Genomic DNA, 25,983 nt, shown 5'->3' with positions numbered 1-25,983 from the left:
TGTGTAATACACTTTTTAATATTTACTTAAGCGTAAATGTGCCTTTCATCATGGCGTAATGGCCAGGAAAAGAGCAAAAGAAAGTGTAATCGATTCCGGCGGTTAAGCCGCTGGTTTTAAAAGTAACTTCGGTTGTTTTACCGCCGCCAATAATGTCTGTAGCACCAATCACGCGACTATCATTAGGCTTTATGTAGTGGTTGCTAAGCCCTGCAGCGTTGCCATCTGTGATAATACCTTGCATGTTTTGTTCAGTAGATAGCACCCAGTTATGACCCATTACATTGGCAGGTAATTTACCGGTGTGACTAAGCTTTACAGTCACTTGTTTACAGCTTTTAGGGGCGCTTAGTGTTTTAGTTGAAAACTGCATCATATCGTTTGCATCTATATTTAGTGTGCATTCGTCTGCATATGCAGTATTGGCACTCAGTAGCAGTGTAGTGCTGAGTAAGGCTATTAATTTTTTCATACTGTCTCCGCTAGTTGGTTTGAGCTGTTTCGTGCTTGATTTGTTAGGGCTACAAGTGCTTTTCGCACGGCTAATGGGCTATCGCACTCGTTCGCAAAATTAATAAAGTAATTACGCTTGTGGCTTTGTATATAAAAGCCTGTGGGTAGTAGGCCGCTCATTATTGGGGTGTTATCGGCTACGTTATAGTGCTGCATTAATATCAGCGACATAGCATCTTGATGAGCTTCATTCATATGAGTGATCATGCTTTGCTGCTGGCTTTCATCCCACTTTTTAGGCTGAGCTTGCCACTCGTTTTGCTCAAGCCAAAATATTTTTCCAAAACCGCCAATATAACGCACCCGTACTACATCTAATTGCCAAAGCTGAAAATCATGCGCATTGCGATAGCTTGCAGCCTCAGGGTACAAAGCTATATATTTATCAAGTAGCACTTCGCTTTGATCTTTTGCCACAATAGAGCCATCACCTACGAGTGTTACTCGCCCATGTTCGTTTTGATCGCCATAATCGGCGGCATCAAAAATAGTCAGACTCATGCGTGAGTCCTGTTTTAAATTTTTGGTGTGCTGAGCTATGTCACTAATAAAAAAGTAGATGCGACCTTGTTCGTCACACATATAAGGTGTAACAGAGCCAAACGGATAGCCGCGTAAATTATTTGAAATGGTCGACATTACGCCGGCATGGGTTTTAAAAACGAGCGTACGTGCGTCGTTTAATGCTTGCTCTCTCATGAAAACTCCTGACGTTGAGAAAAAACCATGGGCGCATCGTTATAAGGATGAGGGTTAACGTGCAATTTCATGGCGTACATTTGTTGTAAGTTTTGTGCTGTTAAAACCGTATTTATAGACCCGCTTTGCAGCACTTTTTGGTTGTGTAATAAAATAGCGTTGGTTGCATAAAGGCTTGCTAAATTAAGATCGTGTATAGCAATAATGGCGCTGTTTCCTTGCTCTACAAAGGTTCTAACACAGCTAAGTAAAGCATGTTGATGACGCATATCTAGCGCTGATGTTGGCTCATCGAGCAACATTAATTTAGGCTCAGTTTGCGCAGTAAAAGCATCTAACTGGGCTAATGTGCGCGCCATATGAACACGCTGTTGTTCGCCGCCCGAAAGCGCACTCATTCGACGTGTTAGGTAATGGGTTAAATCCATAAGTGAGGCATATTTTTGAACTTTATTGGCTTGTGTTTTAAGAGACTCTGTATAGGGATAGCGGCCCATAGCAATGAGTTCAAATACACTAAAATCAAAGCCAACATGGTTACTTTGCATCATTACAGCGCGCTTGCTAGCTAATTGCTCTTTAGAAAATGAATGCAAAGGTTTGGTATTAAATAGTATATCTCCCTCAAAGGGATGCATGCCTGCCAAAGTATGCAGTAAGGTCGATTTACCTGCGCCATTTTCGCCTATCAGTGCGACAAGTTGTCCTGCTTGGATATTGCCGCTAATACCCTCTAAAACACGATGGGTGTTAAAGCCTATATTGAGGTTGTTAAACGTGATCATGACCAATCTCGCTTATTTTTAATGATCAAATATATAAATAGTGGAGCGCCAAGTAACGCCGTTATAATGCCAATTGGCAGCTCCGCAGGCATAACAACTAAGCGTGCCAACCAATCTGAAAGTAGCAACACAATCACACCTAAAAGCATACAAAGTGGCAGCATATTTCGTAAATGTGGCCCAACCATGAGGCGTGCGATGTGAGGAACAACTAAACCAACAAAGCCAATTAAACCTGTTAGCGCAACTACCGCACCTACGCCCAATGCAACTAATATAATGACGTATAATTTAAGCTTGCTGGTATCGACACCTAAGTATTGAGCTTGTGATTCACCAATAAGAAGTAGATTCATTGGCTCTTTTAATCGCCATAGCCCGATAAGGCTCAGCAAAAGCAAAGGACTCGCTTGTTTTATATTATCCCAACTCGCACCGCCTAATGAGCCCATGGTCCAATAGTTAATTAACCGCAGTGCGCTGTCATCGGCATAAAAACTTAATAGCCCAATAACAGCGAATGCCAATGCATTAATGGCGACACCGACTAATATAAGTGTATTTATATTAATTTGTTTTTGTTGTTTTGAGACTAAATATACCAGCGACGTTACTGATAATGCCCCCAAAAATGAGGCATAAGGTAAGTAGTGTTGAGCGTTAAAATTAAACTGTGCACTAAGGGCAATAAAAGCCACCGCGACCATTGCAGCGCCTGCGCTTATACCAATAATAGAGGGATCGGCAAGCGGGTTACGACACAGCGCTTGGGTTGCAGCTCCTGTTTGTGCAAGTACTAAACCCACCATCACTGCAAGGACAAAACGAGGCAGGCGTATTTGTGTAACCACATTGATTTGTAGCGCATCAAATTGACTAAAATGCTCAGGGGCTAGCCATGCAATCGCTAATCGCCAATCCCATCCTGCGGCTCCATAGCCTATGCTAAGTAATGCTAAAGCAAAAATGCAGCCATAACTTAATAGCATCCACTTATGCGGATTACTTAGTGTTATGGCGTTAAAACGATTCAAAGTTAACGTGCTCATAAGCGTGTTTTATACTCATGCAATGCTTGAATCGCAGTTGCAATACGCGGCGACATGCCCAGTGAAAGTAAGCTGTCCATGACCAGTAACTGACACTCTTGCGCTGCTTTTAATAAACGAAGTGTAGGCTGTTTACAAAAGGCTTGTTTCCCACCAAGGCTTTGCACAACATGCGCTGGCGCCACTAAAAAATCGGGCTGACTTACTGCCAGTACTTCACTGTTAATTGCTTTAAAGCCTGTATGCGTAGCAGCTATATTGGTAATGCCTGCATAGTTAAACAGTAAGTTGGGCACCGTTTCTTTTCCTGCTGCGACGAGCCCACGCTCATTAGCTGAAAGTAAAAACAAAGCGTTGTGGGTCTGTGTTTTTGCTTTAGTAGGTAACGATTTTTTTATTTTAGTAATTAGGTTTTGAGCTTTTAGGTTTGCATCTAAATCACTACCAAGGTGCTTAATTAGCGCAAGTAGTTCATTTACAGAAGTCGGTTTTTTATAGTGAATAACCTTCACTCCGGTCGCTTCTATTTGCTTGAGCGCCTGCTCTCTTCCTGCACCTTCAAGTGCAAGTAACGTAGTTGGGCGCATTGAAAGCACTCCCTCAGCGGCTAGGTCTCGATAGTAACCTACCTGTGGCAACTGTGTTGCTTGTTGCGGATACATACTTGATTGGTCAACCGCGACTAAACTATTTTGTTTTTCTAGTGCGTAGATTATTTCAGTTAATGTGCCGCCAGCACTGATCACACGCTCTTTCGCGAGTGCTGATTGAGTGGCTAAAGCCAGAAAAAAAATTAGGTACTTCATAACAAACTCCGATTTTATTTTTTAGTATTATAACCACTTTAATCTAAATGAAAATGATTATCATAATCAATTGATCTTATTTTGGGTTAGTTGTACCATTTAAAAGTAAATAATAACTATTATCATTTGGAGTGGAGATGAATCCCTTTTCTTTTAAATTTACAGCATTAGCCTCTTTGTTAATTAGCTCTGGTAGCTCACTGGCCGAAAATGTTATTGACGATCATATTGTGGTTAGTGGTTCTCGTTTTGAACAAAAGCTTGAAGATGTGACTGGCTCAGTAACGGTTATTACCGAACAAGATATTGAGCGTCAACTCGCTGTAGATTTACAAACTATGTTTAAATACGATCCAAGTATCTCAAGTACTGGCAGTGGCGCAGGCGCGCAAACATTAACTGTACGAGGTGTTGGTGGCAACAGAGTTGTTTTTATTAAAGATGGAAGACGCACAAACGATGGCTACGCTGGCGGCGGCGGTTATTTAGTGGGTCGAAACTACTTTGATGTTGCGGGTGTTAAACAAGTTGAAGTTGCAAAAGGGGCGGCATCATCGCTATATGGTTCTGATGCACTTGGGGGAATTGTAGTAATAACAACTAAAGACCCGAGTGATTATTTAGTGGATCAACAAAGCTTGGTAAAAGTAGCGTTAGGTTATCAAGGCCAAAGTAATCAGGTTGCTGCTGATATTACAGCAGCAAAAGATTTAGGTGACTTTGCTATTAGCGCTGTTTATAGCCATCGCGATAGTGAAGAAGTACAAAACTACGTTGAAGATTTACCAGGTTACGATGCCCGCTCTGATGCTTTACTGCTTAAAGTTGAGCAAAAACTTGATGAAAAACGGACCCTTAAATACACCTTAGATTACTTTAATCAAACAACAGAGCAAGTAATCACTCCATCCATTCAAGAAACCGAAGACGAAGATACAAATATCTCATTTGCACTCGATTATGATTCAGATATGGCAACAGCCATATTTGATAAATGGTATGGGCAACTATCTTATAGTCGATACGAGCAACAAAGTGACCAAATAAGCGCAGCTAGAAATTACATCGATTATAATGACTACGGGTTTGAGCAAGATATTTTAGGCTTAAAAGCGGTATTTAGTAAGGAAGTTAAAGGAGAAAATACCGAGCATGAATTTGTCTATGGAGTAGATATTGATTTATATGATACTACTCGACCACGCTTAAAAACCCGTGTATTAAATGATGGTACTGTTGATTTTACGAATGAAAAACAAAAAGCATTTCCTGGCGCCGATACTTCTTTAGTTGGTGTATATATGCAAGACAGTATTAAATTTAACGAAACTGATTGGTCGTTAGTAGCGGGTCTTCGTTACGATTATTATGCACTTGAAGCAAAAAAAGATGCGTTATACGCTGACGCCGAGCTTAACGATATTACCGAGTCTGCGTTTTCACCAAAGCTGGGTGTGATTTACCAGGTAGACGATAATTTATCTTGGTATGGGCAATATGTTCGAGGCTTTAAAATACCGCCACACGACCAAGCTTATCAAAGCCATGGTGTTGAGCCATTTTATCAAATATTACCAAACGCAGATTTAGACCCTGAAAGCAGTGACTCATTCGAGATCGGATTAAGATACGCAAGTAGCGATATTAGTGTAAATCTAAGTACTTTTTATGCTGCCTATGATGACTTTATCGAAACGGCAATTGCGGGTGTTGAACCAACTTATATTCCTAATGTAAATAAAACATTTTACCAATATCAAAATATTAGCGAAACCCAGATCAGCGGTGTAGAAGCTGGTATTGCTATGTATGTTACCGACGATATTTTATTAGAAGCCAATGTTGCTTACGTAGATGGTGAAAACAAAGACTCTGATCAGCCACTTACTAGTATTAGCCCGTTAAATGGTTCTATATTGGTAAGCACTGAGTTTGGCAATGTTAATTGGACCGCTGCTTGGCGTTTAGCCAAGTCACAGTCTGATGTAGTACTTGATACTAATGGTAATAAAACAACACAAGGTAACGGTTATGGTGTTGTTGATTTATATGCAAATTATCAGTGGCAAGCATGGCAAATGAATGTAGGTTTACTTAACCTACTCGATAAAGAGTACGTACCGTTTGAACTCATTGCCGGTCAATCACAAGGCACTGATTTTAGCCAATATAGCCAACCAGGACGTAATGTTTCGGCTCGGATAAGCTATCAGTTTTAATTAAAAACAAAAGCCGTATATAAACTATACGGCTTTTTTAATTGCCTTAATATCAATTGAAGAATAACTGTAAAGGGGGTTAACAGCTGTTATGCATTATACAAAACAATAAAAAAAGCGCCTTAACCACTACATTAAGACGCTTTGGATGAAAAGCTAAATAACAAAAGTCGGGTTAAAATAGCTAATCGGGACTATGAAATTGTTAGAATTGATATGCCAATGACATCTTAAATTGAGTAGGCGCACCGGGGTAAACCCATAATGCGTTGTAGCTACTTTGAGCATATTCTTCATCAAAAATATTGTTAACACTGATATTTAACTTGGTGCGCTCGGTCAAGTTTACCTGCCCAAAAATACCAACTAGTTGATAGCTCGGTAAGTTAAATGTTAAATCGGCGGCATCGCCTAATCGCTCACTGGTGTACTGATAACTGGCACCTAGTTCTAGCTCTTTGCCAAGAACGGCCGTTTGATGGCTAAGCGTTAGATTTAAGTTATTTTTAGGCACATTGACTAATGGGCTGCCTTTTTTGATTGGCACGCCCCAATCAGCATTTATTATGTCGTTTGCCGTACTGGCATCTATATAAGCGTAAGATAAATTAAACTTTGTATCATCAGTAATATAAGTACTTAAATCGAGTTCAACACCTTTACTATTTGCTTTACCAATAGGCGCTGAAAAACCAACGTTTACAGGGTCGGCTACTAACATATTACTTTTAGTGGCATCAAATAATGCTAGGGTTCCCGTTATGCCTTGGTAGCTAAATTTAGCGCCTACTTCAAATGAGTCACTGTATTCAAAGCCAAATGGATCGCCATTTGCATCTGTACCACTTAATGGTAAAAAGCCTTCGGAGTAGCTGCTGTATAAGGTTACAGCGTTGTTTAGTTCATATACTAAGCCTACTCGTGGACTTACCTGACTTTGTGAACTGCTTGAAAGCACACCACTTTTGGTTTCTAAAATGTCTTGATCTACGCTATCGAATCTAAGGCCAACTAATAGCTTAATTTTATCAGTCAGATCCATTTGATCTTGAACGTATATACCATAAGCATCTTGTTGTTCGTTGTTTTCGTAGAGCAAACCTACTTCAGGACGAGCAACGTTATAATTCGGCTGATAAATATCAACTGTGTAAGTGCTATTACCGCCGCGATAACGATAAAGTCCAGTGCGTAAGTCGTATTTGTATGCGTCGGCTCCTATTAATAAGTGATGGGTAATGCCTGCGGTATCAAAATGCCCACTTAGCTCAAATTTAAGGCTAGTATCATCAACGTCATAATCGCGGTAGCGCTGTTGGCGGGTAAGTGTGCGGCCATCATCGAATAATGATTGGCGCGAGGGTGCAAGTTCAGCATCAGACGAAAACCCAGTTAGTGTAGAGCTGCGGTAGTTTGCGCCTACAACGAGTGACCATTCATTGTTTATATCGTGATTTAAAGTTACTTGGTGACCACGAGAATATACTTGCGTGTCACCATCGTTTGGATTGCCTAAATAGCGTGAGCTAGGAACAGTATTAAAATTATCATTAAGTACAACAACACCACGGTCAAATAGCTGGGCTAAATCAACGTATTCAAATTCATAAGTGATGCTGGTTGAAGCGTTTATTTGATGATAAATAGATGGCGTAACTACCTTTTTATGGGTGTACACCTCATCGCGGTAGCTATCGCTATCTTGCCATGCGCCATTTATTCTAAATGCTGTGTTATCGTTAATGCCGTTTGTATAGTCACCTTCAACGCGATTAAAATTATCACTACCTAAGCTAAGTTTTAGCTCACCCTGTTGCTCAAATTGAGGTTTTTTGGTTACGATATTTACTGTACCGCCGGGTTCTGAGCGCCCGTATAGTGCAGAACCTGGACCTTTTAATACTTCAATGTACTCAATGTTTGATACATCACGAGGGCCGCTGAATCCGCGTCCACCGCTAAAACCATTAATTAAGTAACCCGATGGCATGTTTTCGTTACCCGATAATCCACGAATCGAAAAGCTATCCCACAATGCGCCACTGTTATTTTTACGTGAAATACTGGCAGAAAAATCCAGCGCATCTTGTAATTGAGTTATTCCTTTTTGATCAAGTACCGCGTTATCGAGGGTTTCGATTGATTGTGGCATTTGCTTTTGAGGAATATCGCCTCGGTAAGCTTGTTTATATGTAACCGCAATTTTCTCTATTGGTTGGCTTTGGGCAATGCTTTGTGCGCTTGCACTTAAGCAGGCTAAGTAAATTAATGAGTACTTCATAAAATGCTTTTTGGTAACGTTATATTATAACTAAAACTATAACATGTGTTACTTTATAACAAAATGTTTTTTTGCGCTCTATGTGTGCGTCTAATTTTTACACTAGCGGCTATACAGCTATCACGTTAAGATGGATGAAAATAACACAATAAGAATAATATAATGTTAACAAAAACAAATGCATTAATTTACTTTTTAGCCTTTAGCAGTGGCTTTAGTATTATGGGAATAGAGCTGTTAGGTGGGCGCATTTTAGCGCCTTACTTTGGCAGTAGCGTACATATCTGGGGCAGTATTATTACGGTATTTATGCTTAGCTTATCATTCGGGTATTTACTGGGAGGGAAGCTGTCTATTCGTCATCCTTCGTTGACCAAATATGGGTTAATCTTTTTAGTTGCCAGTATTATGGTGGTGCCCATTGCTTTGTTTGCTGAGCCAATTATGGCATTTATTTTTTCGCATATTGAAGACAGCCGCTACGGCTCGTTACTCGCCTCAACCGCGTTATTTTTTATACCCACCATTATTTTAGGCATGATCTCGCCCTACTCTGTACGTTTGCTGGTTACCAATAGTGAGCGCAGCGGCCAAGTGGCTGGCGGCCTTTATTTTGTAAGTACCTTAGGCAGTGCGCTGGGCACCATTATTACCTCTTTTTATATGGTACTGGCGTTTGATGTTAACACCATTATTTTAGGTTTTGCTGGTGTGTTAGGCACGCTTGGACTAATTGCTATTAGCTTTGATAAACTTAAAATGCGAGAGGCCGTTTATGCACAAGCTTAAATTATTGTTTATTAGTATAATGGCGCTGCTATTTTCAGCTCATAGTATGAGTAATGTTGTGCATAAAGAGCGCTCTTTATATCGAAATTTACTCGTTGAAGAAACTGGCGATTTACGCTGTTTAAAGTTTGATGAAAAAACCCGACAAAGCAGCCAAAGTTGCATGTACATTAGCGACCCTAAAAAACTGGTATTTAATTATACTAAGTTGGCTTTTTCTAGTTTATTACTGATTGATAACCCTAAAAATGTGCTCATTATTGGTTTAGGTGGCGGTACGCTTTCTAATATGATTCATGAGCTATACCCAAAGGCACACATTGAAAATGTTGAAATAGATCCTTCGGTAATTAAAGTGGCGCGCGATTATTTTAACTTTATAGAAACCGATAACGTAACTACTAAAGTACAAGATGGGCGTATTTTTATTAAACGTGCGGCGCTTAAAAGTCAGCAATTTGATTGGATTATTTTAGATGCGTTTAATGGCGATTACATTCCTGAGCACCTACTCACAAAAGAGTTTTTTGAAGAAATAAAAAGCGTATTAGCTGAAGGCGGAATTGTTGCTGCTAACACGTTTTCATCAAGTAAACTTTATGAACATGAATCGGCAACTTATCATGCGGTATTTGGCGATTTTATTAATGTAACAGCCAATAATAATAGTAACCGTATTATTTTAGCCGGTTATAACAAAACCCCTACAGAGCAACAAATAGCACAGCGGGTTAAGCAACTAGCTCCGTTACTTGCCCCTTATGATGTCGATATAGAGGCAATTAGCCAACGTATGTTTTTCACTAAAGATGGTAAGGACTGGCCAAGTGATACTAAGGTGCTGACTGATCAATACTCTCCAGCTAATTTACTTAACTTTTAGCGGCTGATATCACATGGTCACTTATATCCGGTGACCCTAGGGTATTATTAAAAAGATAATATTTTAAGGAAACGGCAATGTACATTCACTTTATTATTCATGAACATTTTGAAGCGCCAGGCGCTTATGAAGCTTGGGCTAAAATGAATGGCCATACGTTGTCTTATACCCGTATTTATTTAGCTGAACCCTTACCTCAGCATACCGATGATATCGATTTTTTAATCGTAATGGGTGGGCCACAATCGCCCGCTACATCGCTTGCAGAGTGCGCCTATTTTGATAGCAAAAAAGAACAAGCCTTTATTGCCAGCATGATCACGGCAAACAAAGTGGTGTTAGGCGTTTGTTTGGGGTCGCAATTAATTGGTGAAGCGTTAGGCGCGACTTATCAACCTAGTCCAGAAAAGGAAATTGGTAAGTTTGCTATTACCCTCACCGATGCAGGCTTGAATCATCCGTTATTTAGCCATTTTGGCAGTGAGCTTAATGTGGGGCATTGGCATAACGATATGCCCGGGCTGACTGCTACGGCCAGTATTATTGCCTATAGCGAAGGTTGTCCAAGGCAAATAGTCGCTTATAGCGATTTAGTATTTGGTTTTCAATGCCACATGGAATTGACCACCGAGGTGGTTACCCTCCTCATTGCCAACGATGATTTAACCAATGCCCATAATTACCGCTTTGTTGAACAGCCCGAAAAGCTCTTAAGTCACAACTATGATGAGATGAACAATAAGCTTTATACTTTCTTAGATAAGCTTGCCGTACACTATTTATCTGAATAATACTTATTTACGTGAAGTTAAAATGCCAATTATTTACTTAGCCTGCTAACTAATGCTAAAATTTGCTGATATTCACAAGTAAGAGTTCCTATGAGTAGCAGCATTCCTTTTCATGAAACACTCGATTTAACTTTGTGCGGCAATATGGGTCGAGTGCACCGCTTATGTCGAGAAGCGGTGACACTGGCGGTTGAACCCTTAGGTTTAACTCAGTCGCGCTGGACGGCAATGATCCACTTACATCATTTACCTTTAGGAGCAACACAGCAAGCGTTGGCGACCAGTTTAGGTATTGAAATGCCCTCATTAACGCGCACCATTAAGCAATTAGAGCTGCAAAATCTGGTTATTCGGCAAGTTGATGAGCACGATAAACGCAGTAAAAAATTGTACTTTACCTATGAGGGTATAAAGTTATTAGAACACTTAAAAGAGCTCACAAGCGATATTAAACAGCGTTTATATGCCGGTTTAAGCACGGAGCAGCTTGATGGTATGGCGCATAGTTTAGTGCAAATGGAAGAAAACGCGCGGCGTTGTATTGCAAGCTTATCTGGAGATAAATAAGTATGACACCCGATCAAAAATTTGCTCGCTACGTTAAAGTATCGCTCGTTGGTTTTATTGTTGTATTTTTCTATTATATTGTTGCCGATGTATGGCTACCGGTTACGCCACAAGCACGGGTTTACCATCCTGTTGTGCAAATATCGCCGCAAATAAACGGCCGTGTTACCGATGTATTGGTTAGTAATAACCAAACGGTTAAAGCGGGTGATGTATTATTTGAAATAGACAAAAATACTTACCAACTAGCACTTGAGCAAGCGCAGCTCGCGCTTGATGATGCCAAACTGCAAAATAAACGACTTGATACCAACGTAAAAGCGCTGGAGGCACAAATAAGTGCAGCTAACGCTAAATTGCATGAGCAGCAGCTATTAAAAAAGCGTGGCGAAACACTCTACAAACAAAACTCTATTTCGGAGCAAGAGCTTGAAAGCATTCGTGCAAATTTTGCAGCAAGCCAATCTAATTTAGCTGCCTTTGAAGCACAGTTGGCAGAAGCTGTTTTAGCGCGTGGCGATTCAGGGCAAGATAACTTAGCACTGCGCCATGCAGCAAACCAGTTAGCACAAGCTGAGCTTAATTTATCTTATACGCAAGTGCGTGCTTTAAGTGATGGCGTTGTAGCTAATTTACAGTTACTTGAGGGCTCCTATGCGGTTGCGGGTAAGCCATTACTCGCGGTTGTAGCAAAAAAAGCAGATTTGGTAGCCGATTTTCGTGAAAAGTCACTATTAAACATGCAGCCAGGCAGTTTAGCAAAAGTGGTATTTGATAGCCGACCTGGTGAAGTATTCGACGCAAAAATTGAAATATTTGAAGCCGGTGTCAGTGACGGACAACTTAGTGCAAATGGATTACTTAGCACCACCGAAACCAGCAATCGATGGGTTCGGGATGCGCAGCGTCAACGTATTCATTTAGTGCTGCCAAATAACAATCAGCTTATAAATAATATGCCCAGTGGTGCGCGTGCCACTGTGCAGTTACTTCCACAATCGGCTATAGGTCAATGGTTGGGATCAGTACAGATCCGCTTTATTAGTTGGTTACATTACATTTATTAGTGGGGCGAGTAATGACACAACATGTTAGCCAAGCGCCACAACTCGATTCAAATGGTTTACGCCAAGCGCTTCGGATTGCTGGCGGCTGCACTATTGGTTTTACTTTGTGCAAGTTAATGAATTGGCCCAATGGAATATTTTTTACGGTTTACCCTATGTTACTACTCGGTTTAGTGCCAAGTATTAACAAAGGCGTGATCCGTCAATTTGTTGCCAGTGCTGCCTACAGTGCGTTTATAGTGCTTATTTTACAGGGCTTATTTTCACACTTGCCGGTGTTAATGACGCTCATTATTTTTGCTAGTTTTTGCGTGTTATTTTACTTAATGAGCTCTGGTGGTGCGTTTTTATTTGGTGCGTTAGGTGCGGTGAGTTTATCGATTCAGTTACATTTTGCCAGTCATGTTGATCAAGCTAGTAGCATTTACCCGCTTATTTTAAGTAATGGTGTGGCTATTTTTATTACTATTATTATTGCGCTCTTGATGCATGGCTTGTTTCCTGACGTGACAGCGCGACCCATGCGCGCTGTACCGCACAAGGATAAAGAAAGTATTCGTCACGAGGTGTTGTTATGTGCCACGGTTGCGACTTTGTCGTTTGTGGTTTTTCAGGTGCTTGATTTGCAAGATTCAATTTCGGCGCAAGCTGCATCTATTTTAATTTTATTTTCGTTGTGTTTTAAGGCTGCGGGCACCGCAAGTTGGCAACGTATTATTGGTACACTGATAGGTTGTAATGCTGCTTTAGTTGCGCAATTGTTTTTGTATAACCATACCGACGTTTTACTTTTTCCGGTGGCTATATTATGGATTTTATCTTTTATATTCAGTCGTTTTCATATTTTAGGTGGTGGTCCACCGGGGGTTGGGTTTGGGGTATTGACCACTTTTGGGATTTTATTTGGTCAGTCGTTAGGCCCTGGGCAAGATTTAATATACAGCGCCATGTATCGATTTAGCTCGGTGGCTGTTGCAGTAACAGTAAGCTTAAGCGCAGTGTATGTAGTGCATCGAATCCTAAACCGATTTAGCGTCACCCGCCATCATACTTATGATTAAATTAAAGGCTGCATTCGCAGCCTTTTTTATGTGCTTAACCAGAGTCAGGTTACTTAAGTTACAGCTTAATATTACCGCGGAGAGCTTTGGTTTGGCCGTGTTTGGTTTTTTTATCCATACGTTTACGCTGTGAGTTACGGCTAGGTTTGGTAGCACGACGTGCCTTATTAACCTTTGTGGCGCTTAAAATTAGATCTTTTAGCCGTTTAAGCGCATCTTCCCTGTTGAGCTCTTGAGTGCGGTGGCTCTGGGCTTTAATTATCAATACCCCTTCTTTGGTGATCCTTGAATCTTTTAAAGCAAGTAATCGTTCTTTATAAAATTCGGGCAATTTAGAGCGGTTTATATCAAAGCGTAAGTGTATAGCACTGGCTACCTTATTAACATTTTGTCCGCCAGCGCCTTGCGAGCGAATAGCGCTTAGCTCTACTTCCCATTCATCAATGGTTACGCTGTTTGAAATAGTTAACATAGTGCCCCGTTCTTTTTGCAAAAAATGTATTATAACATCAGTACATTGACTTGTGGTGATTCAACTAATTAGATAGGCGGCCATTGCTATTTACAATCTAATAATTGCTAAATAAACACATAAAAAAGAATTTACTCTACACTTACTATATTGTTTTTTAATTCGCTTTAATTATATGAAACAAATATCTATTTTAATGTCTTTGGTATGTATGCTCGCTATTTCGTATGCTGTTTATGCCAAATCATCTCAAACGTTTAGTGCTGGTGTAATTGCACAAGAACAAGTTTATCCAATTAAAGTGTTACCTTTGGGTAATTTTCAACGCTGTTTTGTTGTTGCTGCGCAAAAAGAAGATGCGCTGTATTCTGCGTGTTATATTAAAAAGAGCGCGCAATCGATTTGGGTTGCCGAATCCGCGGGAGCGCGTTGTGAAATAAAATGTGAGTCGCATTTAAACAGTGATGGCAAAACACAGGTGCAGTACTTTACTACTGATTTATAGTAAAAATGCTGTGCCAAGGTTTCTTTATCGCGGTGGTGAGCCCTTTTATTTGTTTAACCACTTGCTTATCACACGCTGTTTGCTTTGCATTATGCGGCCCTGACAGCATCAAATAATGGGCTTCACCTTTTATTGCTTGCTTTGCTACGAACAGTGATGGATTTTCCCTTAGCAGTTTTTTATTAACTGATTTTTCAGAGGTATATGCACCATACTGGCAAAAGTAAGTCTCAGTTTTTTGGGTTTGCATATCGCCCCACTCCCCTATTTTTCGCCACTGTGGTGAGGCATATCGCCTTGCATCAACCATAAAGCTGCCATGAAGCGCCGGTATTGAATAAACATCATTAATGGTTTGCTGTGCTTTAGCTGCATTATTATATGGGCCTGCAACGAGGTAATAGCTATCACGGTTTTCATGTTTATATAACTGCAAAGCATAGGCTGCTTTATCAATTTTATTCGCCACAATAAGTGCCGATTGAAACTTTTTGAATACGCCTAATTGCACAAAATAAGGCGTGTTTTGGTTTGCTTTAGCTGCTGTTGTTGGTTGCTTATTTAAGGTATTAGCGTTATTTGTGTATACAATGATGTCTTGCAGTATTATGGTATCGCCGCTTTTTTCAGTGATGATCTGCTCGGGAAGGTTTTTTATGGTTATGTTTTCTGATAGCTGCTCATTTTTTTCTATTTCAAGGATATAATTTCCTTGAGAAACATTAGGAAAATAATAATAACCATCATATTCAGTGACCGTTGAATAATGTTTTTCGCCGCCCTTTTCTTTAAGTACAACCGTCAGTCCTGCGATAGGTTTACTCTTTTCATTGCTCGATAGATAGATAGTCCCCTCAACCTCGTTGTAGACCACTAAAGGAATATTTACTTTGGTTTGTCCGCCTCTATGAGCTAATGTTTTAATTTTCCCTAAAGAGGGCTGCAAGTAAGGATTAGACAACGAGCGTAAATTAACATCTAAAACCTGGCCACCGTAACTGCTTGGCAGCAAGACCTTTCCGTCATTATTGGTGTATTTATCTCGCCATAGATAGTTGCCAGTAAAATTAACGTCTTGAATTGGCTCATCGCCTTGGTCAAAGATTTCATTTTCATTCCAGTCTATGAACGAACTAACTTCTATTTGCCCGGAATTTAATGAGCGAGGAGTGTCAAAGTTAAAGTCTGCTTCTAAATGATCAAAACTAAATGTGCCATTTAAACCTAAAGATAAGCGCCAATCTCCTTGATTATCAACTTGCCCTGATACTTGTATATTAAATATCTCATGGCGGTATGTATACTGATGACTTAAAAGCGTATTTGCTGCAGAGTTAGACTGATAAGTCAGCTGTGTTTGATTGAAGGTGCTTTGTGTTTGTGGCCAACGTAAACTACTTCTCAAACGAGTAAGTTCTGCGCCATTATTAGTCTGCCAATCTAAGGTGTTGGTCCATTTCCAAGAGGCAATATCCATTGAAGAATAAAGCCGGTTTATTAGGTTATTCGTATCGTCATCATAAAATAGTTGGCTTGACCATGTTCCTCCGATATAACTTTTATTGATACCTAATGAGAGTCGGTTTTTAGTGTTGGTATTTTCACGTACTTCATTGCTCCATCTCATATTCCAGTTAAGGGAGTTAAAGAAATCAGTCCGACCATTTAGGCTCAATAACAGCCTATTTTTGAGTGAGTTCTCTTGTGCTACAAATAAAGCGCTAGAAAAGTCATTAAGGGCACTGTATTCAACATTAACACTGATGTCGTTAAAAAGTGTATCAGAAAGTAGGCCTCTAAAGCCGGCAAAATAAGCATAGCCAGCATCGAGTTGTTTTGTGGCTAGAAAACGGTAACTGCCGTGATCTGTAAGTGTATTTAGCCCAGATGATAGGTAGCTGCTGTTATCTTGGTCAGTTTGCAAATGAGTAACTTGAGCGTCATAAGTGATAAATTCACTAATGCCATATGATAGATTGCTTTTAAAGGAATTGCTCATCGCTGTTGAAGCGTTATTAGATTGATTAAAAACGCTTTTATCTGCTTCTAAAAACTCTACTTGATAGCTTATTTTTCCGGGCGATAGAGCGTCTTGTCCTATTGTATATTTTTGAGTACGTGTGATTTGCTCGCCTTGTGAGCCAAAAAGTTTAATTTCAAAAATATTGTTGCCGTAAAACGTTTCAACATCGGTAAATCGAACCAAATTTTCGTCGTTAGCTTGAGTAGTGGCAATAAATTGACCATTTCGATACAGCTCCGCTTGCCAGCCCGGTAATGCGGGTTCTTCAATGGTAATGGTTGAAAAGTTTTGTGCCGAATGTGGGTTAGCATTTGAAATATAAAATCCCCGACCTTGATTTGAGCTAGTAATAAGCTGATCTGATTGAGATTGAATATCTCCCAATTGATAGTGAATGCGTGCCAGTGAGTGATCTTGTTCACTTAAATTAAAGTCTTTAGTTACTTTTAAAAAGGTATTAGCGGTGTTTTCGTTTTTGTTGAATCGTAGTTCAGCTCGATGATGAAATAAGTCAAAGTAGCTATTAAGCCTGAGTAGCCCCTTATAACGATTATTAGACGATTTATAGCTTGCTGATAACGAATATTCAGATATCGGATAGGTCAGCGTTTGGTATTGGTCGTCTATAAAGTGATCGTATTGCAGTGCTTTGGACTTAATTTGTTTTGTAATACCACTTGTTACTTGGCTGTTATTATAAGTAAGCAAGCTACTAGAAAATGAAACCTGCATCAGTGAGTAATCAAAGCGCGAGTCGGTATTTAAAAGTGTATTTATGACGGATAAATCAACATAGTGGTCGTAGTCATCAACAGCCCACAATGAAACATTTTCTGAGGGGGCTAAAGTTGAGGAAAGCTCAGCATTGAGAACCAGCTCACTTGCGTCAACTTTAGCAGCCAGTGTATTTTTTGACACATTTAAGCTAATTCCCATAGTCGATTTCAGGGCGCTTATGGGCAATAGCAATTTATTTGATTTTGAATAGTAAGCTTCTAAATCAGAGACAACTGAGCGCCCATTTACCCTGACATTTATAATCACAAAAGACTCCTCATCAATAGGCCATTGATAAAGAGTCGGTAACTGCTTTGCGATGATTGCTTTAGGTGCAATTAACAGTAATGTACAAAGTAATAAGCGAGCCGCTAAACCACAGCCTAATGCCCTTATGTTTAGCACTTTCTATTTGATATTAATAGGGATCGCTAACTCGATTTTACCGCCGTAAAGCTCGTTTTCTTTGTAATTGAGTGTCAAAGGTCCTGTCACAGGAGCTTGTAAAGTGATGTATACCTTGCGACGAGATAGAGGGGTATAAACGGCCACATTGGCTATTTCACCAACCATTACATTATTCTCATCAATTAATTCAAAGTTTCCATACACAGAGCGATTCCCTGTGAGTGTTTGCCAAAATGTTAGAGTCGGGCGCCCATTTTGAGTAATTAATTGCGGGTTTATTAATTCTGAGTCAGCCTCTAATTGGCCATGACGAACGATAACAGGCACGCTGTAAGCAACCTTAGGCCTAATGCTTATTCCATCAGCGTCAGGGTTTTGTGATTCAGAGGCTATGATTTTAAGCACCGCTCTGTATTCGCCAACAGCAAGCTCGGCTTTTTTGCGAACGGTCATTCTGATAGCTTGCATCCCTTTGGGTGCAATAGTGCCGCGACGTGGTGAAAACCGTAGCATGTTTTTGGCAGAGCGCCCTTCAACTTGTTGTGGAGTAACATCTATAAGCGCTCCTTCTTCGGTCATATCTTTATGGGTAACAACAAGTTTAAAATCGAGATTTTTATTAGAGGTATTGCGGATAAGTAGTGAATTATTTTTAGTACGCCCATCAAAGTATAAACGGTATTCAGACAACGCAAGGTTGGCATTACAAATTTCAGGTAGTAAAAGAGTTAGGCAAAGGGTAGCCCAACAAAAAAGTTTAAGAATCATGGGACAACTCAACAACATGATAATAAAAAGTGGAGCGCGATGCTCCACACATTTTTATTTTTAATGCGCAATTACGCAAAAAAAAAATAAACTGAGGCTAACTTAGTAAGTTAGCCTCAGCTTTCATAGTCTTATTGGAAAGACACATCTACAGTATAATCTACAGTGTAAGCAGCGCCCGCTGTCAGTGTAGAATCAACCGTCATATCACCATATACACTAACAGTAATATCTGTTGCACTTGCATCAGTAGTGAAAGCAGACGCAACATTGTCAGCAGTTGTTACACTGGTTGTGCCATCTGTAGCCGTTGTTACTGGAGCAAAAGTTAAGTTAGTGCCTGTGCTTCCAGATACAGTAATATTCATTGCTGAATTTGGCGCTAAACCAGATACAGTAATTCCACCTAATTGAATGTTTGCATCTGACGCATCACAGTCACCCGATACAACGCCTGCATTATCCATCGTACAGGTTGAGCTTGTAGATAAACGAATTTTACCAAAGTGAAGTGCGCTATCCTCTGCAAAAGTAGGCTCAGTCCAACCATTTACACTTGCTTGAAATGTTTGGTTAGATGCAAGTAAAGAAGTTGATGAGATTGCTAGTAAAGCGGAAGCTGCAAAGATTTTTTTATTCATAGTTTTTCCATTTTTAAAAATTATTATTTTTTTACTTCCATGCAAGTTAGTTTAGAGGAGAACCCCAATCCATTGTTTCGGATTTAAACACAGTTGTTATCAAAAAGGAATTTTTTGTTAACGCTGTTGCTGTTTTTAGGGTGTTTATGATACAAAATCATTAATTTTAATCAGGAAAATGCAACGAGAAAAATAACACAGATACTAATTTTATTTTAACGCTTGTGGGACTTAGTTTTAGGTTTGGCCAGAGTGGTTCAACTGATGCTGAGCCTATAATGATGTTTATCAATCATTATTTATTTTCCTAGAACTATTATGTAAGGCAGTACTAACGCTTTTTGCCTTAAGCTCTATGCTTAAACGGTAAAAAATCTGCTGCAAGAAGTATGTGAAATGCTCATTAATTGAGCATAAATTACTCATTGTATTTCATCGTCGTATGCATGATTAAAGTCATTACAATTTAAACTCATATATTTAAGATCAGATTTTTACTAACTTACCGCTTTAAAAGTATAAAACTTAATTTTTTACGCACGTTTTTTCAGCGTTTTGCTTCATTTTTAGCTCTCTCAGTTAATCAGTTAGTAAAAAATCGGTTTATATAGGCGATATTTTATACCTTGTTAGTAAAATACTGATCCTAGATTATCTGAAGGATACTTAATGTTTAAAAGGTCTTTAATTATTAACTGCTTGTATCAAAACTTCTGTTTGGGCTGTGTAAAAACTCATTAAAAAAAGTGCTTTTAGCTAAATTTTAATTTCATATACTGACGGATGTTTACTGCGCCTATATATATTTCGTCGGTAACAACAACACATCTAGGAAGGCCTTTCCTTATACGTGTTGTTTTATTACTGGTTGTTAATCTTAATGTAGATCAGTATTTAACTAACTCAATTTAATGCTTATCACTGCATTCAAATACAAATAAGAATTACTATCTTTTGTGTTTGTTGGCGTTATAATATCGCCATCTTTTTTAGCTATGTTTAAAAGGAATTTGCAGTATATGCAGGCCTCTAACCGTCTTTTAGACTTTCCCAAACCCGCTTTTTCTATGTTATGGCAATTTATGCAGCGCTTTAACTATGAATTAGCGGTTTTATCGCGTTTTTTTATCGCCATTGTGGGCGGGTATTTTTTTACTGCCGTCAGTGTGTCGCTGTTAAGTGTTGTGGTGCCGGTCTCTAAAGTTGACGCGGTTCTTTTAAGTGTGTCTGCGAGTATTTTAATTTATGCACTGGTGTTTATTTATAGTTTTTATCTTCAGTCGTTAAAAACAGTTTGGATCAGTATTTTACTAAGTGTTGCAGCGCAATTTTTGCTGTTGTCGTTAATGAAGGGATGGTTATGAAAGGGAGTTTTTTTCGCTCAATGACCTGGTTACATACATGGGTAGGTTTACTCGTGTGTTGGTTACTGTATGTAATATTTTTTGCAGGCACTATCAGCTTTTTTAGAGATGAAGTTAGTTTATGGAATCAGCCAAGTATTCATAATATTGAGCAGCAGACAGACCGTATTGGCGCGCAAAAGCAACAAATAATAAGCGGCGTTGAGTATTTAAATTCGCAAGCACCTAATGCGCCTAACTGGCGAATAACACTCCCAGAAGAGCGTGTACCCTATTTAACGTATGGTTATGCTAAGCCAAAAGAGCCAGGGCAGCGCAGAGCGTCTTTTGAAAACACCCGTATAGATCCAAATACCATGCAGCCTCTAGCACCCTTTGTAGATACCCGAGGTGGAAATTTCTTTTATCGCCTGCATTTTGATTTACATTATATTGATGTAAAAACAGCGCGTTGGATTGTCTGTTTTGCAAGCTTGTTTATGCTTATTGCATTGATATCAGGGATAGTAATTCATAAACGAATTTTTAAAGATATGTTTGTTTTTAGAGCTAATAAAGGCAGTCGTAGCTGGTTAGATGTACATAATTTAAGTTCTGTATTTGCCTTACCGTTTCATTTAATGATTACCTATACCGGCATTATTACTCTGATATTCATGATATTTCCCTACCCCGCGCAAACCGTTTATGAAAATGGAATACGTGGTTTTTTCAATGATGTTTCGCCAAGTAGTCCTGTAACAGAATCATTGCAGGGTACTGCACCTTTAGTGCCTATAAATACTGTTTTAGATCAGGTTTATACCAAGTGGCCAGAGGCTGATATAACTCGGGTAATTATTAATAAGCCGAATAAAGCCGCTGCAACTATTATGGTTTTGGTGAGCCCTGGAAAAACATTAAGGGATCAATCACCCCGTTTAATTTTTAGCGGAGCGAGTGGTGAGCTTGTTGCTCAAACTGATGATGAACTCACTGGCAGTAAGGCGCTATATGAATCATTAAACTCAATGCATACTGGGCGTTTAGCAGAACCATTATTACGTGTTTTATATTTCTTAGGCGGCATTGCCGGCTGCATAATGATAGCGACAGGCTGCATAATGTGGGCTAAGCGCTTACGCGAAAGAATGAAAAAAAATACTCAACCATCTTGGGGGCTAAAGCTCGTTGAAGGGTTAAATCTAGGAACATTGATGGGACTACCCTTGGCTACATCGGCTTTCTTTTTGGCTAATCGTTTACTTGGCAAACAGGTTGCTGAGCGCGCGGATAAAGAAATACTCGCTTTCTTTTTAACTTGGCTATGTGTGTTCATCATTTCCTTTGTAAAGCGTGACAAGTTGCAGTGGTGTGTGATGGCTGCCATAAACAGCATTGCTTGCTTTAGTGTGCCAGTGGTTAATGCGCTCACCACTGAAGGTAATATAATCAGTTATTTGCGTAACGAACAGTGGGTATTATTTATGTTTGACAGTCTTTTTCTAGCGTTTGGTTTGCTGTTTTTGTTACAAACCGAAAAATTACGTACTGCTCTGCAAGCTAAAAAACCAACTCCAATAAATACTCAGGAGCAAAAAGTATGATTGCCTTGCTTCCTTTTAGTTTATGTTTGCTGGCTTTTAACTGCTTTGCGCTGGCTAAGTTTAATCATTTTAAGGATGTTTTTAATAAGCGCCCTACTCAACAGCAGCGTTTGGTTTTATTGAGTGTTGCTTGGATCAGTATTTTACTAAGTTTGCTGTTATGTGTTAACGAATTACAAGGTTATGGTGGTTTGCAATTTTGTGGCTATATGACGTTAAGTGCTTTAATTGTAATGATTTTTTATAGCTTTTTGGTGAGGTTAACTAAACTTTTTAACTTACTCATATTAGTAATATTGGCCATGAGTACGTTATTTTTTGGTTTAAATGGGCTTTAGTTAGTAAAAACCTGATCCCAAAAAATAGGCTAAATTGCGGAAAAAAATGGCAAGCCATCAGGCTTGCCAATTAAAAAAGGGGGATTGTCATTATGTCTTCACCTGCCTGTCTCTTTGCAGATGCGGCTAATATAGCCTTGCTTTATTTAACTTACCTTACAGTAAGGTGATCGTTTTATTACAGCTAAGGTTATTTATCATACTCTCATGTAAACCCCCTTTACAGCGGTTTTTGATTTACCCAAATAATTTCGTCAGTTGCAAACCCAAGCGCCTTTACTTGGCTTAAAAAGTGCTGCTTAAGCTCTTTGCTTACTGTTGGTGTGCGTGATAAAAACCATAAGTAATCTTTGCTATAACTGGTAATAAAGGCATATTGATAATCAGGTTGGTCGAGCTCAAAAATAATATAGGCACCATAAAACGGCCCAAAAAATGACACTTTAAAATGCCCTGTATCGGTGTTTTCTACAAATTTAGCTAAGCCTTCGGCTTCGTCCCACTGCTGATCTTTGCTAATAAATCCTTTGTTTAATACCTTTACCGTTCCATCATCGTTAATTGAGTAGGTGGCTGTTACTTGTTCCATCCCTTGTTCAAAAGAGTGGTCTAATCGTGCTATCTCATACCACTTGCCTTGGTACTTTTCTAAATCAAAGTTTTTAACAGGGGTTATTCCTTCAGGTGCGCTGGTACAGGCACTGAGTAAAAACATAGCAGTAATAAATAATGCGGTTTTAAAAGCGAGTTTCATGTTGTTTCCTTTTCTTTAGAAATTGCTATAGGATCGCTCTAATACTAAAGCAATTTAAAGAACTTAGCATGAAAATTTGGGTTGATGCTGACGCTTGTCCGGTGGTAATAAAAGAAATTTTATTTAGAGCTGCAGAGCGTACGCATACAGAAACAATACTGGTTGCAAATCATGCCATGCGCATTCCACCATCAAAATTTATTAGCCGACTGCAAGTGTCATCAGGCTTTGATGTGGCTGATGATGAAATAGTTAAACGAGTTGAAAAGGGTGATTTAGTGATCACTGGAGATATTCCGCTAGCTAGCGAAGTGATTGATAACGGCGGCCAAGCGCTTAATCCGCGCGGTGAGCTTTACACCACTGAAAACATTCGCTCCTTACTAAATGTACGCGACTTTATGGATACTATGCGCTCAAGCGGCGTAGAAATGAGTGGCGGGCCGCCTCCGTTAAGCCAAAGTGACAGACAAAACTTTGCTAATAATCTTGACCGTATTTTAGCGCAAAATAAGAGTAGTTAAGGTGATCAGCCAGTTAATAGGGTTAGGTGATAATTCATTTAGAGTTGCTGTGTATGTCGCAAAAGCGCCCCCTATGCCCTACTTTGAAACACTAGAGCAGTTAGAGCCTGTGGTTAGTGGGCAAATAAATAGCATAAATCAGCACTGTGGTAATGGCTGGCGAAAAGTATTTAATGTATACGCCAAAGTGTTATTTGCGCTGCCAAGCGAGTATTACTCATTTGCTAAACAAGCAGTAAGCTGGCAAGCATATCGAGATGAGCTGTTGTTACAACAGCATAGCGGGACTGCATTACTCTTTAGTGCGCCTGTGCTCACTGAGCATAAAAACCAGTTGCACGTTATTGCGGGCAGAACTCACGCTAAAAACTTGATACAACAAGGAAAATTAAACGCCCAACTTGATTGGCTTGATAATGAGTTCGCTATAGATAAAAGCCAGAATATTATTGTGTGCCCCTATTTTGATTATAGGCAGCTGAGTAATATTAAAATTGCCCGTTTGAGTGAATTAGTGGCTCAGCTAAGATAAGCCACTTTCTTTTTTGCTACTGTTACACGACGTGAGTTAGTTTTTGTGCGCTATCAACTAGCATTAGTGAGCCCAAAATAAACAGTACACATGCCGATGCACGGCCAAACTTAAGCGACAATGCGGGATTGTTACTAAGGATTTTTCTGGCACTTATCCCTATTAACCAATACACCAACGCACAGCCTACTAAATGAATTACACTCAGTACCAGCAATTGTTCAGTGATAGAAAACGATAAAGTTGGCAACACAAACTGTGGTAACAAGGCTAAAAATAACAGCATTACTTTAGGGTTTAAACCACTAATAATAAAACCCTTTCTCATCCACTTTAGAGGCGTGTCTGAGGTGTGTTGTTGGCCATCGTTATAGGCAGCAGGCATAGGAGGAAATCGGTATAGTGATACGGCAACCCAAATTATGTATAAAGCGCCGAACAAGGTTAACAGCTTTATAAAAATAGCATGCGATGCTAATAGCGCACCTAACCCTACCACCACTATTAAACTGGCCATTAAATGCCCAAGTATTAACCCCGCTACCGCAGGAACAATTTTATCGCCTGCTATTCCTGCACTAATTGTATAAGCCCAATCTGCACCAGGGGTGAGAACAAACAAAATTGATACCAGCCAAAAAGAAAAAATAATATTAATATCCATAGCGCTATAACCTAAAATAAGTGAGTAGCTATTTTATTTCTTTCTGATGAGTAAAAGTTACTGTATTTTACTAATATAAGCGTTCATTTTAGGAAATAATCAACTATGGATACCATGGATAGGAAAATTCTTGCCGAATTACAAGTTGATGGCAGACTTACCCTCTCTGAATTGGCTGATCGTGTTGGGCTAAGCGTATCGCCCTGTCACCGCCGTGTTAAAGAGCTTGAGAAAAGCAAAGCAATTGTGGGTTACCGTACCGAAATATCACCTGAGAAAGTGGGTTTAAACTTTTCTGCGTTAGTATTTATTACTATTAAAGAGGGCGATAAAGTGTCGTTAAGCAAATTAGAGCAAGCAGTGGATGCTATTCCTCAGATCACCAATGCTCAGCGGCTATTCGGTACACCTGATTACCTGTTACATGTCGTTACTAAAGATTTAGCCGCGTTCCAACAACTCTACGATGACAAGCTATCAGCCCTACCAGGTGTACAACGTTTAACCTCAACCATTGTAATGAAAGATATTGTAAGAGCGCGTAATTTGCACTTTTAACAGGTTACGTTTTAACACGAAGTTTAAAAAGTTAAGCCGAGGACGCTGTAAAGCCTATTATGAGAGGCTTTACCGTTGTATATAAAAATAAAGTATAAATAAAGCTTGTTATAAACTGTATTGCTGTTATTCTGCTTGCCATCGGGTTGATAGAAAGCCCAATTTATTTGTAAGTACCACGTTGTTATTAGTAATAATCCTTCGCGATATCCTCAAGTTAAATGTTTGTTTTCTTCCTGTTAAACGCCTATTTTAAGGCAATTTTTTATTTATTTTTTTAGGATATTATTATGTCTAATACAACTACTGGTACTGTAAAATTTTTCAACGAAGCTAAAGGTTTTGGTTTTATTGAGCAAGAGTCTGGCCCAGACGTTTTCGCACATTTCAGTGCAATTTCAGGCGACGGTTTCAAAACTTTAGCTGAAGGCCAAAAAGTACAGTTTAGCGTAACTCAAGGTCAAAAAGGCCCGCAAGCTGAAAACATCGTTTGCATCTAATTTAAAGGGAGTGGGCTTTATAGCGCACTCACCACGCTAAACTAACGTTAAGCGATAAA

The 25,983-nt window shown here is 39.4% G+C and carries 27 protein-coding genes; 15 read left to right on the top strand and 12 right to left on the bottom strand.

The genetic code is table 11. The features are described from left to right. Positions 1-22: 22 nt before the first annotated feature. Genes azu through P3J6_RS10185 form a run of 5 tightly spaced genes read right to left on the bottom strand, consistent with a single transcriptional unit; the run spans position 23 to position 3,852 of the window. Positions 23-472, bottom strand: coding sequence for an azurin (azu, locus tag P3J6_RS10205; protein WP_198522936.1), 450 nt, complete (start codon positions 470-472; stop codon positions 23-25). Further along, entirely contained in the window at positions 469-1,212 is a 744-nt protein-coding gene (locus P3J6_RS10200; protein WP_198522935.1) for a HugZ family pyridoxamine 5'-phosphate oxidase, read from the bottom strand. Before P3J6_RS10200 ends, azu begins: the two co-directional genes overlap by 4 nt. Then, entirely contained in the window at positions 1,209-1,997 is a 789-nt protein-coding gene (locus tag P3J6_RS10195; protein ID WP_051894367.1) for a heme ABC transporter ATP-binding protein, read from the bottom strand. Before P3J6_RS10195 ends, P3J6_RS10200 begins: the two co-directional genes overlap by 4 nt. Next, positions 1,994-3,046 (bottom strand): FecCD family ABC transporter permease, encoded by a 1,053-nt coding sequence (locus P3J6_RS10190; protein ID WP_024602445.1) that lies wholly within the window; start codon positions 3,044-3,046, stop codon positions 1,994-1,996. Before P3J6_RS10190 ends, P3J6_RS10195 begins: the two co-directional genes overlap by 4 nt. Beyond that, positions 3,043-3,852, bottom strand: a complete 810-nt coding sequence (locus P3J6_RS10185) for a heme/hemin ABC transporter substrate-binding protein (protein WP_198522934.1) — start codon at positions 3,850-3,852, stop codon at positions 3,043-3,045. Before P3J6_RS10185 ends, P3J6_RS10190 begins: the two co-directional genes overlap by 4 nt. Positions 3,853-3,989: 137 nt before the next feature. On the opposite strand from P3J6_RS10185, the gene P3J6_RS10180 reads away from it, so the two are divergent. Further along, positions 3,990-6,071 carry a TonB-dependent hemoglobin/transferrin/lactoferrin family receptor gene (locus P3J6_RS10180; protein WP_198522933.1) on the top strand — a complete coding sequence of 694 codons (2,082 nt, stop codon included), beginning with the start codon at positions 3,990-3,992 and terminating at the stop codon, positions 6,069-6,071. A 205-nt stretch (positions 6,072-6,276) separates the two neighbouring features. Here P3J6_RS10180 and P3J6_RS10175 read toward each other — a convergent pair whose 3' ends face one another. After that, positions 6,277-8,352, bottom strand: coding sequence for a TonB-dependent siderophore receptor (locus P3J6_RS10175; RefSeq protein WP_193049776.1), 2,076 nt, complete (start codon positions 8,350-8,352; stop codon positions 6,277-6,279). A 162-nt stretch (positions 8,353-8,514) separates the two neighbouring features. Between P3J6_RS10175 and P3J6_RS10170 the strand changes: the two genes are divergently transcribed. From P3J6_RS10170 to P3J6_RS10145, 6 genes are all read left to right on the top strand, one after another. Continuing rightward, positions 8,515-9,141, top strand: a complete 627-nt coding sequence (locus tag P3J6_RS10170) for a fused MFS/spermidine synthase (RefSeq protein ID WP_198522932.1) — start codon at positions 8,515-8,517, stop codon at positions 9,139-9,141. After that, positions 9,128-10,024, top strand: coding sequence for a spermidine synthase (locus P3J6_RS10165; protein WP_036955522.1), 897 nt, complete (start codon positions 9,128-9,130; stop codon positions 10,022-10,024). Before P3J6_RS10170 ends, P3J6_RS10165 begins: the two co-directional genes overlap by 14 nt. A 77-nt stretch (positions 10,025-10,101) precedes the next feature. Further along, positions 10,102-10,815: a type 1 glutamine amidotransferase gene (locus tag P3J6_RS10160; protein WP_198522931.1), complete on the top strand. Its 714-nt coding sequence runs from the start codon at positions 10,102-10,104 to the stop codon at positions 10,813-10,815. Between the two features lie 90 nt (positions 10,816-10,905). Further along, positions 10,906-11,382, top strand: coding sequence for a MarR family winged helix-turn-helix transcriptional regulator (locus P3J6_RS10155; RefSeq protein WP_198522930.1), 477 nt, complete (start codon positions 10,906-10,908; stop codon positions 11,380-11,382). 2 nt (positions 11,383-11,384) lie between these two features. Further along, a complete protein-coding gene (locus P3J6_RS10150; protein WP_109875029.1) occupies positions 11,385-12,449 on the top strand; it encodes an HlyD family secretion protein in 1,065 nt (354 codons plus the stop codon). An 11-nt stretch (positions 12,450-12,460) separates the two neighbouring features. Next, positions 12,461-13,510 (top strand): DUF2955 domain-containing protein, encoded by a 1,050-nt coding sequence (locus P3J6_RS10145; RefSeq protein WP_054201519.1) that lies wholly within the window; start codon positions 12,461-12,463, stop codon positions 13,508-13,510. Positions 13,511-13,568: 58 nt separating this feature from the next. Here the strand turns inward: P3J6_RS10145 and arfB are convergent, their stop codons facing one another. Further along, positions 13,569-13,982 (bottom strand): alternative ribosome rescue aminoacyl-tRNA hydrolase ArfB, encoded by a 414-nt coding sequence (gene arfB, locus P3J6_RS10140; protein ID WP_010388730.1) that lies wholly within the window; start codon positions 13,980-13,982, stop codon positions 13,569-13,571. A gap of 175 nt (positions 13,983-14,157) precedes the next feature. Between arfB and P3J6_RS10135 the strand changes: the two genes are divergently transcribed. Further along, entirely contained in the window at positions 14,158-14,487 is a 330-nt protein-coding gene (locus P3J6_RS10135; protein WP_041709269.1) for a hypothetical protein, read from the top strand. Here P3J6_RS10135 and P3J6_RS10130 read toward each other — a convergent pair. From P3J6_RS10130 to P3J6_RS10120, 3 genes are all read right to left on the bottom strand, one after another. Then, entirely contained in the window at positions 14,474-17,692 is a 3,219-nt protein-coding gene (locus tag P3J6_RS10130) for an SPOR domain-containing protein (protein WP_198522929.1), read from the bottom strand. The genes P3J6_RS10135 and P3J6_RS10130 overlap by 14 nt on opposite strands. A 3-nt stretch (positions 17,693-17,695) precedes the next feature. Continuing rightward, complete coding sequence (locus tag P3J6_RS10125; protein WP_232735486.1) at positions 17,696-18,463, bottom strand: hypothetical protein; 768 nt, start codon at positions 18,461-18,463, stop codon at positions 17,696-17,698. Positions 18,464-18,594: 131 nt separating this feature from the next. Continuing rightward, positions 18,595-19,104: a hypothetical protein gene (locus P3J6_RS10120; RefSeq protein ID WP_138606437.1), complete on the bottom strand. Its 510-nt coding sequence runs from the start codon at positions 19,102-19,104 to the stop codon at positions 18,595-18,597. A 1,019-nt stretch (positions 19,105-20,123) separates the two neighbouring features. Between P3J6_RS10120 and P3J6_RS10115 the strand changes: the two genes are divergently transcribed. Genes P3J6_RS10115 through P3J6_RS10105 form a run of 3 tightly spaced genes read left to right on the top strand, consistent with a single transcriptional unit; the run spans position 20,124 to position 22,392 of the window. Next, positions 20,124-20,468 (top strand): hypothetical protein, encoded by a 345-nt coding sequence (locus P3J6_RS10115; RefSeq protein WP_198522928.1) that lies wholly within the window; start codon positions 20,124-20,126, stop codon positions 20,466-20,468. Beyond that, on the top strand, positions 20,465-22,054 hold the full coding sequence (locus tag P3J6_RS10110; RefSeq protein WP_198522927.1) for a PepSY-associated TM helix domain-containing protein: 1,590 nt from the start codon (positions 20,465-20,467) through the stop codon (positions 22,052-22,054). Before P3J6_RS10115 ends, P3J6_RS10110 begins: the two co-directional genes overlap by 4 nt. Continuing rightward, positions 22,051-22,392 (top strand): DUF3325 domain-containing protein, encoded by a 342-nt coding sequence (locus tag P3J6_RS10105; RefSeq protein WP_198522926.1) that lies wholly within the window; start codon positions 22,051-22,053, stop codon positions 22,390-22,392. The genes P3J6_RS10110 and P3J6_RS10105 overlap by 4 nt, the downstream gene beginning before the upstream one ends. A gap of 220 nt (positions 22,393-22,612) precedes the next feature. Here P3J6_RS10105 and P3J6_RS10100 read toward each other — a convergent pair whose 3' ends face one another. After that, positions 22,613-23,146 (bottom strand): lipocalin family protein, encoded by a 534-nt coding sequence (locus P3J6_RS10100; RefSeq protein WP_138606440.1) that lies wholly within the window; start codon positions 23,144-23,146, stop codon positions 22,613-22,615. Positions 23,147-23,214: 68 nt separating this feature from the next. Here P3J6_RS10100 and P3J6_RS10095 point away from each other — a divergent pair, with 68 nt between their 5' ends. Together P3J6_RS10095 and P3J6_RS10090 are read left to right on the top strand one after the other, a co-directional pair. Next, on the top strand, positions 23,215-23,670 hold the full coding sequence (locus tag P3J6_RS10095) for a YaiI/YqxD family protein (RefSeq protein ID WP_138606442.1): 456 nt from the start codon (positions 23,215-23,217) through the stop codon (positions 23,668-23,670). Position 23,671: 1 nt separating this feature from the next. Further along, a complete protein-coding gene (locus P3J6_RS10090) occupies positions 23,672-24,202 on the top strand; it encodes a DUF6942 family protein (RefSeq protein ID WP_198522925.1) in 531 nt (176 codons plus the stop codon). 22 nt (positions 24,203-24,224) lie between these two features. Here P3J6_RS10090 and P3J6_RS10085 read toward each other — a convergent pair whose 3' ends face one another. Beyond that, a complete protein-coding gene (locus tag P3J6_RS10085) occupies positions 24,225-24,866 on the bottom strand; it encodes a LysE family translocator (RefSeq protein ID WP_198522924.1) in 642 nt (213 codons plus the stop codon). 114 nt (positions 24,867-24,980) lie between these two features. Between P3J6_RS10085 and P3J6_RS10080 the strand changes: the two genes are divergently transcribed. Continuing rightward, entirely contained in the window at positions 24,981-25,424 is a 444-nt protein-coding gene (locus P3J6_RS10080; RefSeq protein WP_226916194.1) for an Lrp/AsnC family transcriptional regulator, read from the top strand. A gap of 290 nt (positions 25,425-25,714) precedes the next feature. Next, entirely contained in the window at positions 25,715-25,924 is a 210-nt protein-coding gene (locus P3J6_RS10075) for a cold-shock protein (protein WP_008110773.1), read from the top strand. Positions 25,925-25,983: the final 59 nt, after the last annotated feature.

The organism is Pseudoalteromonas sp. 3J6 (assembly GCF_903995135.1).
Taxonomy (GTDB): Bacteria; Pseudomonadota; Gammaproteobacteria; order Enterobacterales; family Alteromonadaceae; genus Pseudoalteromonas.
This window is presented reverse-complemented; position numbering and strand designations above follow the sequence as displayed.

Coding starts and splice junctions, on each gene's coding strand:
- azu (WP_198522936.1), bottom strand. CDS start 472: ATGAAAAAATTAATAGCCTTACTCAGCACTACACTGCTACTGAGTGCC.
- P3J6_RS10200 (WP_198522935.1), bottom strand. CDS start 1,212: ATGAGAGAGCAAGCATTAAACGACGCACGTACGCTCGTTTTTAAAACC.
- P3J6_RS10195 (WP_051894367.1), bottom strand. CDS start 1,997: ATGATCACGTTTAACAACCTCAATATAGGCTTTAACACCCATCGTGTT.
- P3J6_RS10190 (WP_024602445.1), bottom strand. CDS start 3,046: ATGAGCACGTTAACTTTGAATCGTTTTAACGCCATAACACTAAGTAAT.
- P3J6_RS10185 (WP_198522934.1), bottom strand. CDS start 3,852: ATGAAGTACCTAATTTTTTTTCTGGCTTTAGCCACTCAATCAGCACTC.
- P3J6_RS10180 (WP_198522933.1), top strand. CDS start 3,990: ATGAATCCCTTTTCTTTTAAATTTACAGCATTAGCCTCTTTGTTAATT.
- P3J6_RS10175 (WP_193049776.1), bottom strand. CDS start 8,352: ATGAAGTACTCATTAATTTACTTAGCCTGCTTAAGTGCAAGCGCACAA.
- P3J6_RS10170 (WP_198522932.1), top strand. CDS start 8,515: ATGTTAACAAAAACAAATGCATTAATTTACTTTTTAGCCTTTAGCAGT.
- P3J6_RS10165 (WP_036955522.1), top strand. CDS start 9,128: ATGCACAAGCTTAAATTATTGTTTATTAGTATAATGGCGCTGCTATTT.
- P3J6_RS10160 (WP_198522931.1), top strand. CDS start 10,102: ATGTACATTCACTTTATTATTCATGAACATTTTGAAGCGCCAGGCGCT.
- P3J6_RS10155 (WP_198522930.1), top strand. CDS start 10,906: ATGAGTAGCAGCATTCCTTTTCATGAAACACTCGATTTAACTTTGTGC.
- P3J6_RS10150 (WP_109875029.1), top strand. CDS start 11,385: ATGACACCCGATCAAAAATTTGCTCGCTACGTTAAAGTATCGCTCGTT.
- P3J6_RS10145 (WP_054201519.1), top strand. CDS start 12,461: ATGACACAACATGTTAGCCAAGCGCCACAACTCGATTCAAATGGTTTA.
- arfB (WP_010388730.1), bottom strand. CDS start 13,982: ATGTTAACTATTTCAAACAGCGTAACCATTGATGAATGGGAAGTAGAG.
- P3J6_RS10135 (WP_041709269.1), top strand. CDS start 14,158: ATGAAACAAATATCTATTTTAATGTCTTTGGTATGTATGCTCGCTATT.
- P3J6_RS10125 (WP_232735486.1), bottom strand. CDS start 18,463: ATGATTCTTAAACTTTTTTGTTGGGCTACCCTTTGCCTAACTCTTTTA.
- P3J6_RS10120 (WP_138606437.1), bottom strand. CDS start 19,104: ATGAATAAAAAAATCTTTGCAGCTTCCGCTTTACTAGCAATCTCATCA.
- P3J6_RS10115 (WP_198522928.1), top strand. CDS start 20,124: ATGCAGGCCTCTAACCGTCTTTTAGACTTTCCCAAACCCGCTTTTTCT.
- P3J6_RS10110 (WP_198522927.1), top strand. CDS start 20,465: ATGAAAGGGAGTTTTTTTCGCTCAATGACCTGGTTACATACATGGGTA.
- P3J6_RS10105 (WP_198522926.1), top strand. CDS start 22,051: ATGATTGCCTTGCTTCCTTTTAGTTTATGTTTGCTGGCTTTTAACTGC.
- P3J6_RS10100 (WP_138606440.1), bottom strand. CDS start 23,146: ATGAAACTCGCTTTTAAAACCGCATTATTTATTACTGCTATGTTTTTA.
- P3J6_RS10095 (WP_138606442.1), top strand. CDS start 23,215: ATGAAAATTTGGGTTGATGCTGACGCTTGTCCGGTGGTAATAAAAGAA.
- P3J6_RS10085 (WP_198522924.1), bottom strand. CDS start 24,866: ATGGATATTAATATTATTTTTTCTTTTTGGCTGGTATCAATTTTGTTT.
- P3J6_RS10080 (WP_226916194.1), top strand. CDS start 24,981: ATGGATAGGAAAATTCTTGCCGAATTACAAGTTGATGGCAGACTTACC.
- P3J6_RS10075 (WP_008110773.1), top strand. CDS start 25,715: ATGTCTAATACAACTACTGGTACTGTAAAATTTTTCAACGAAGCTAAA.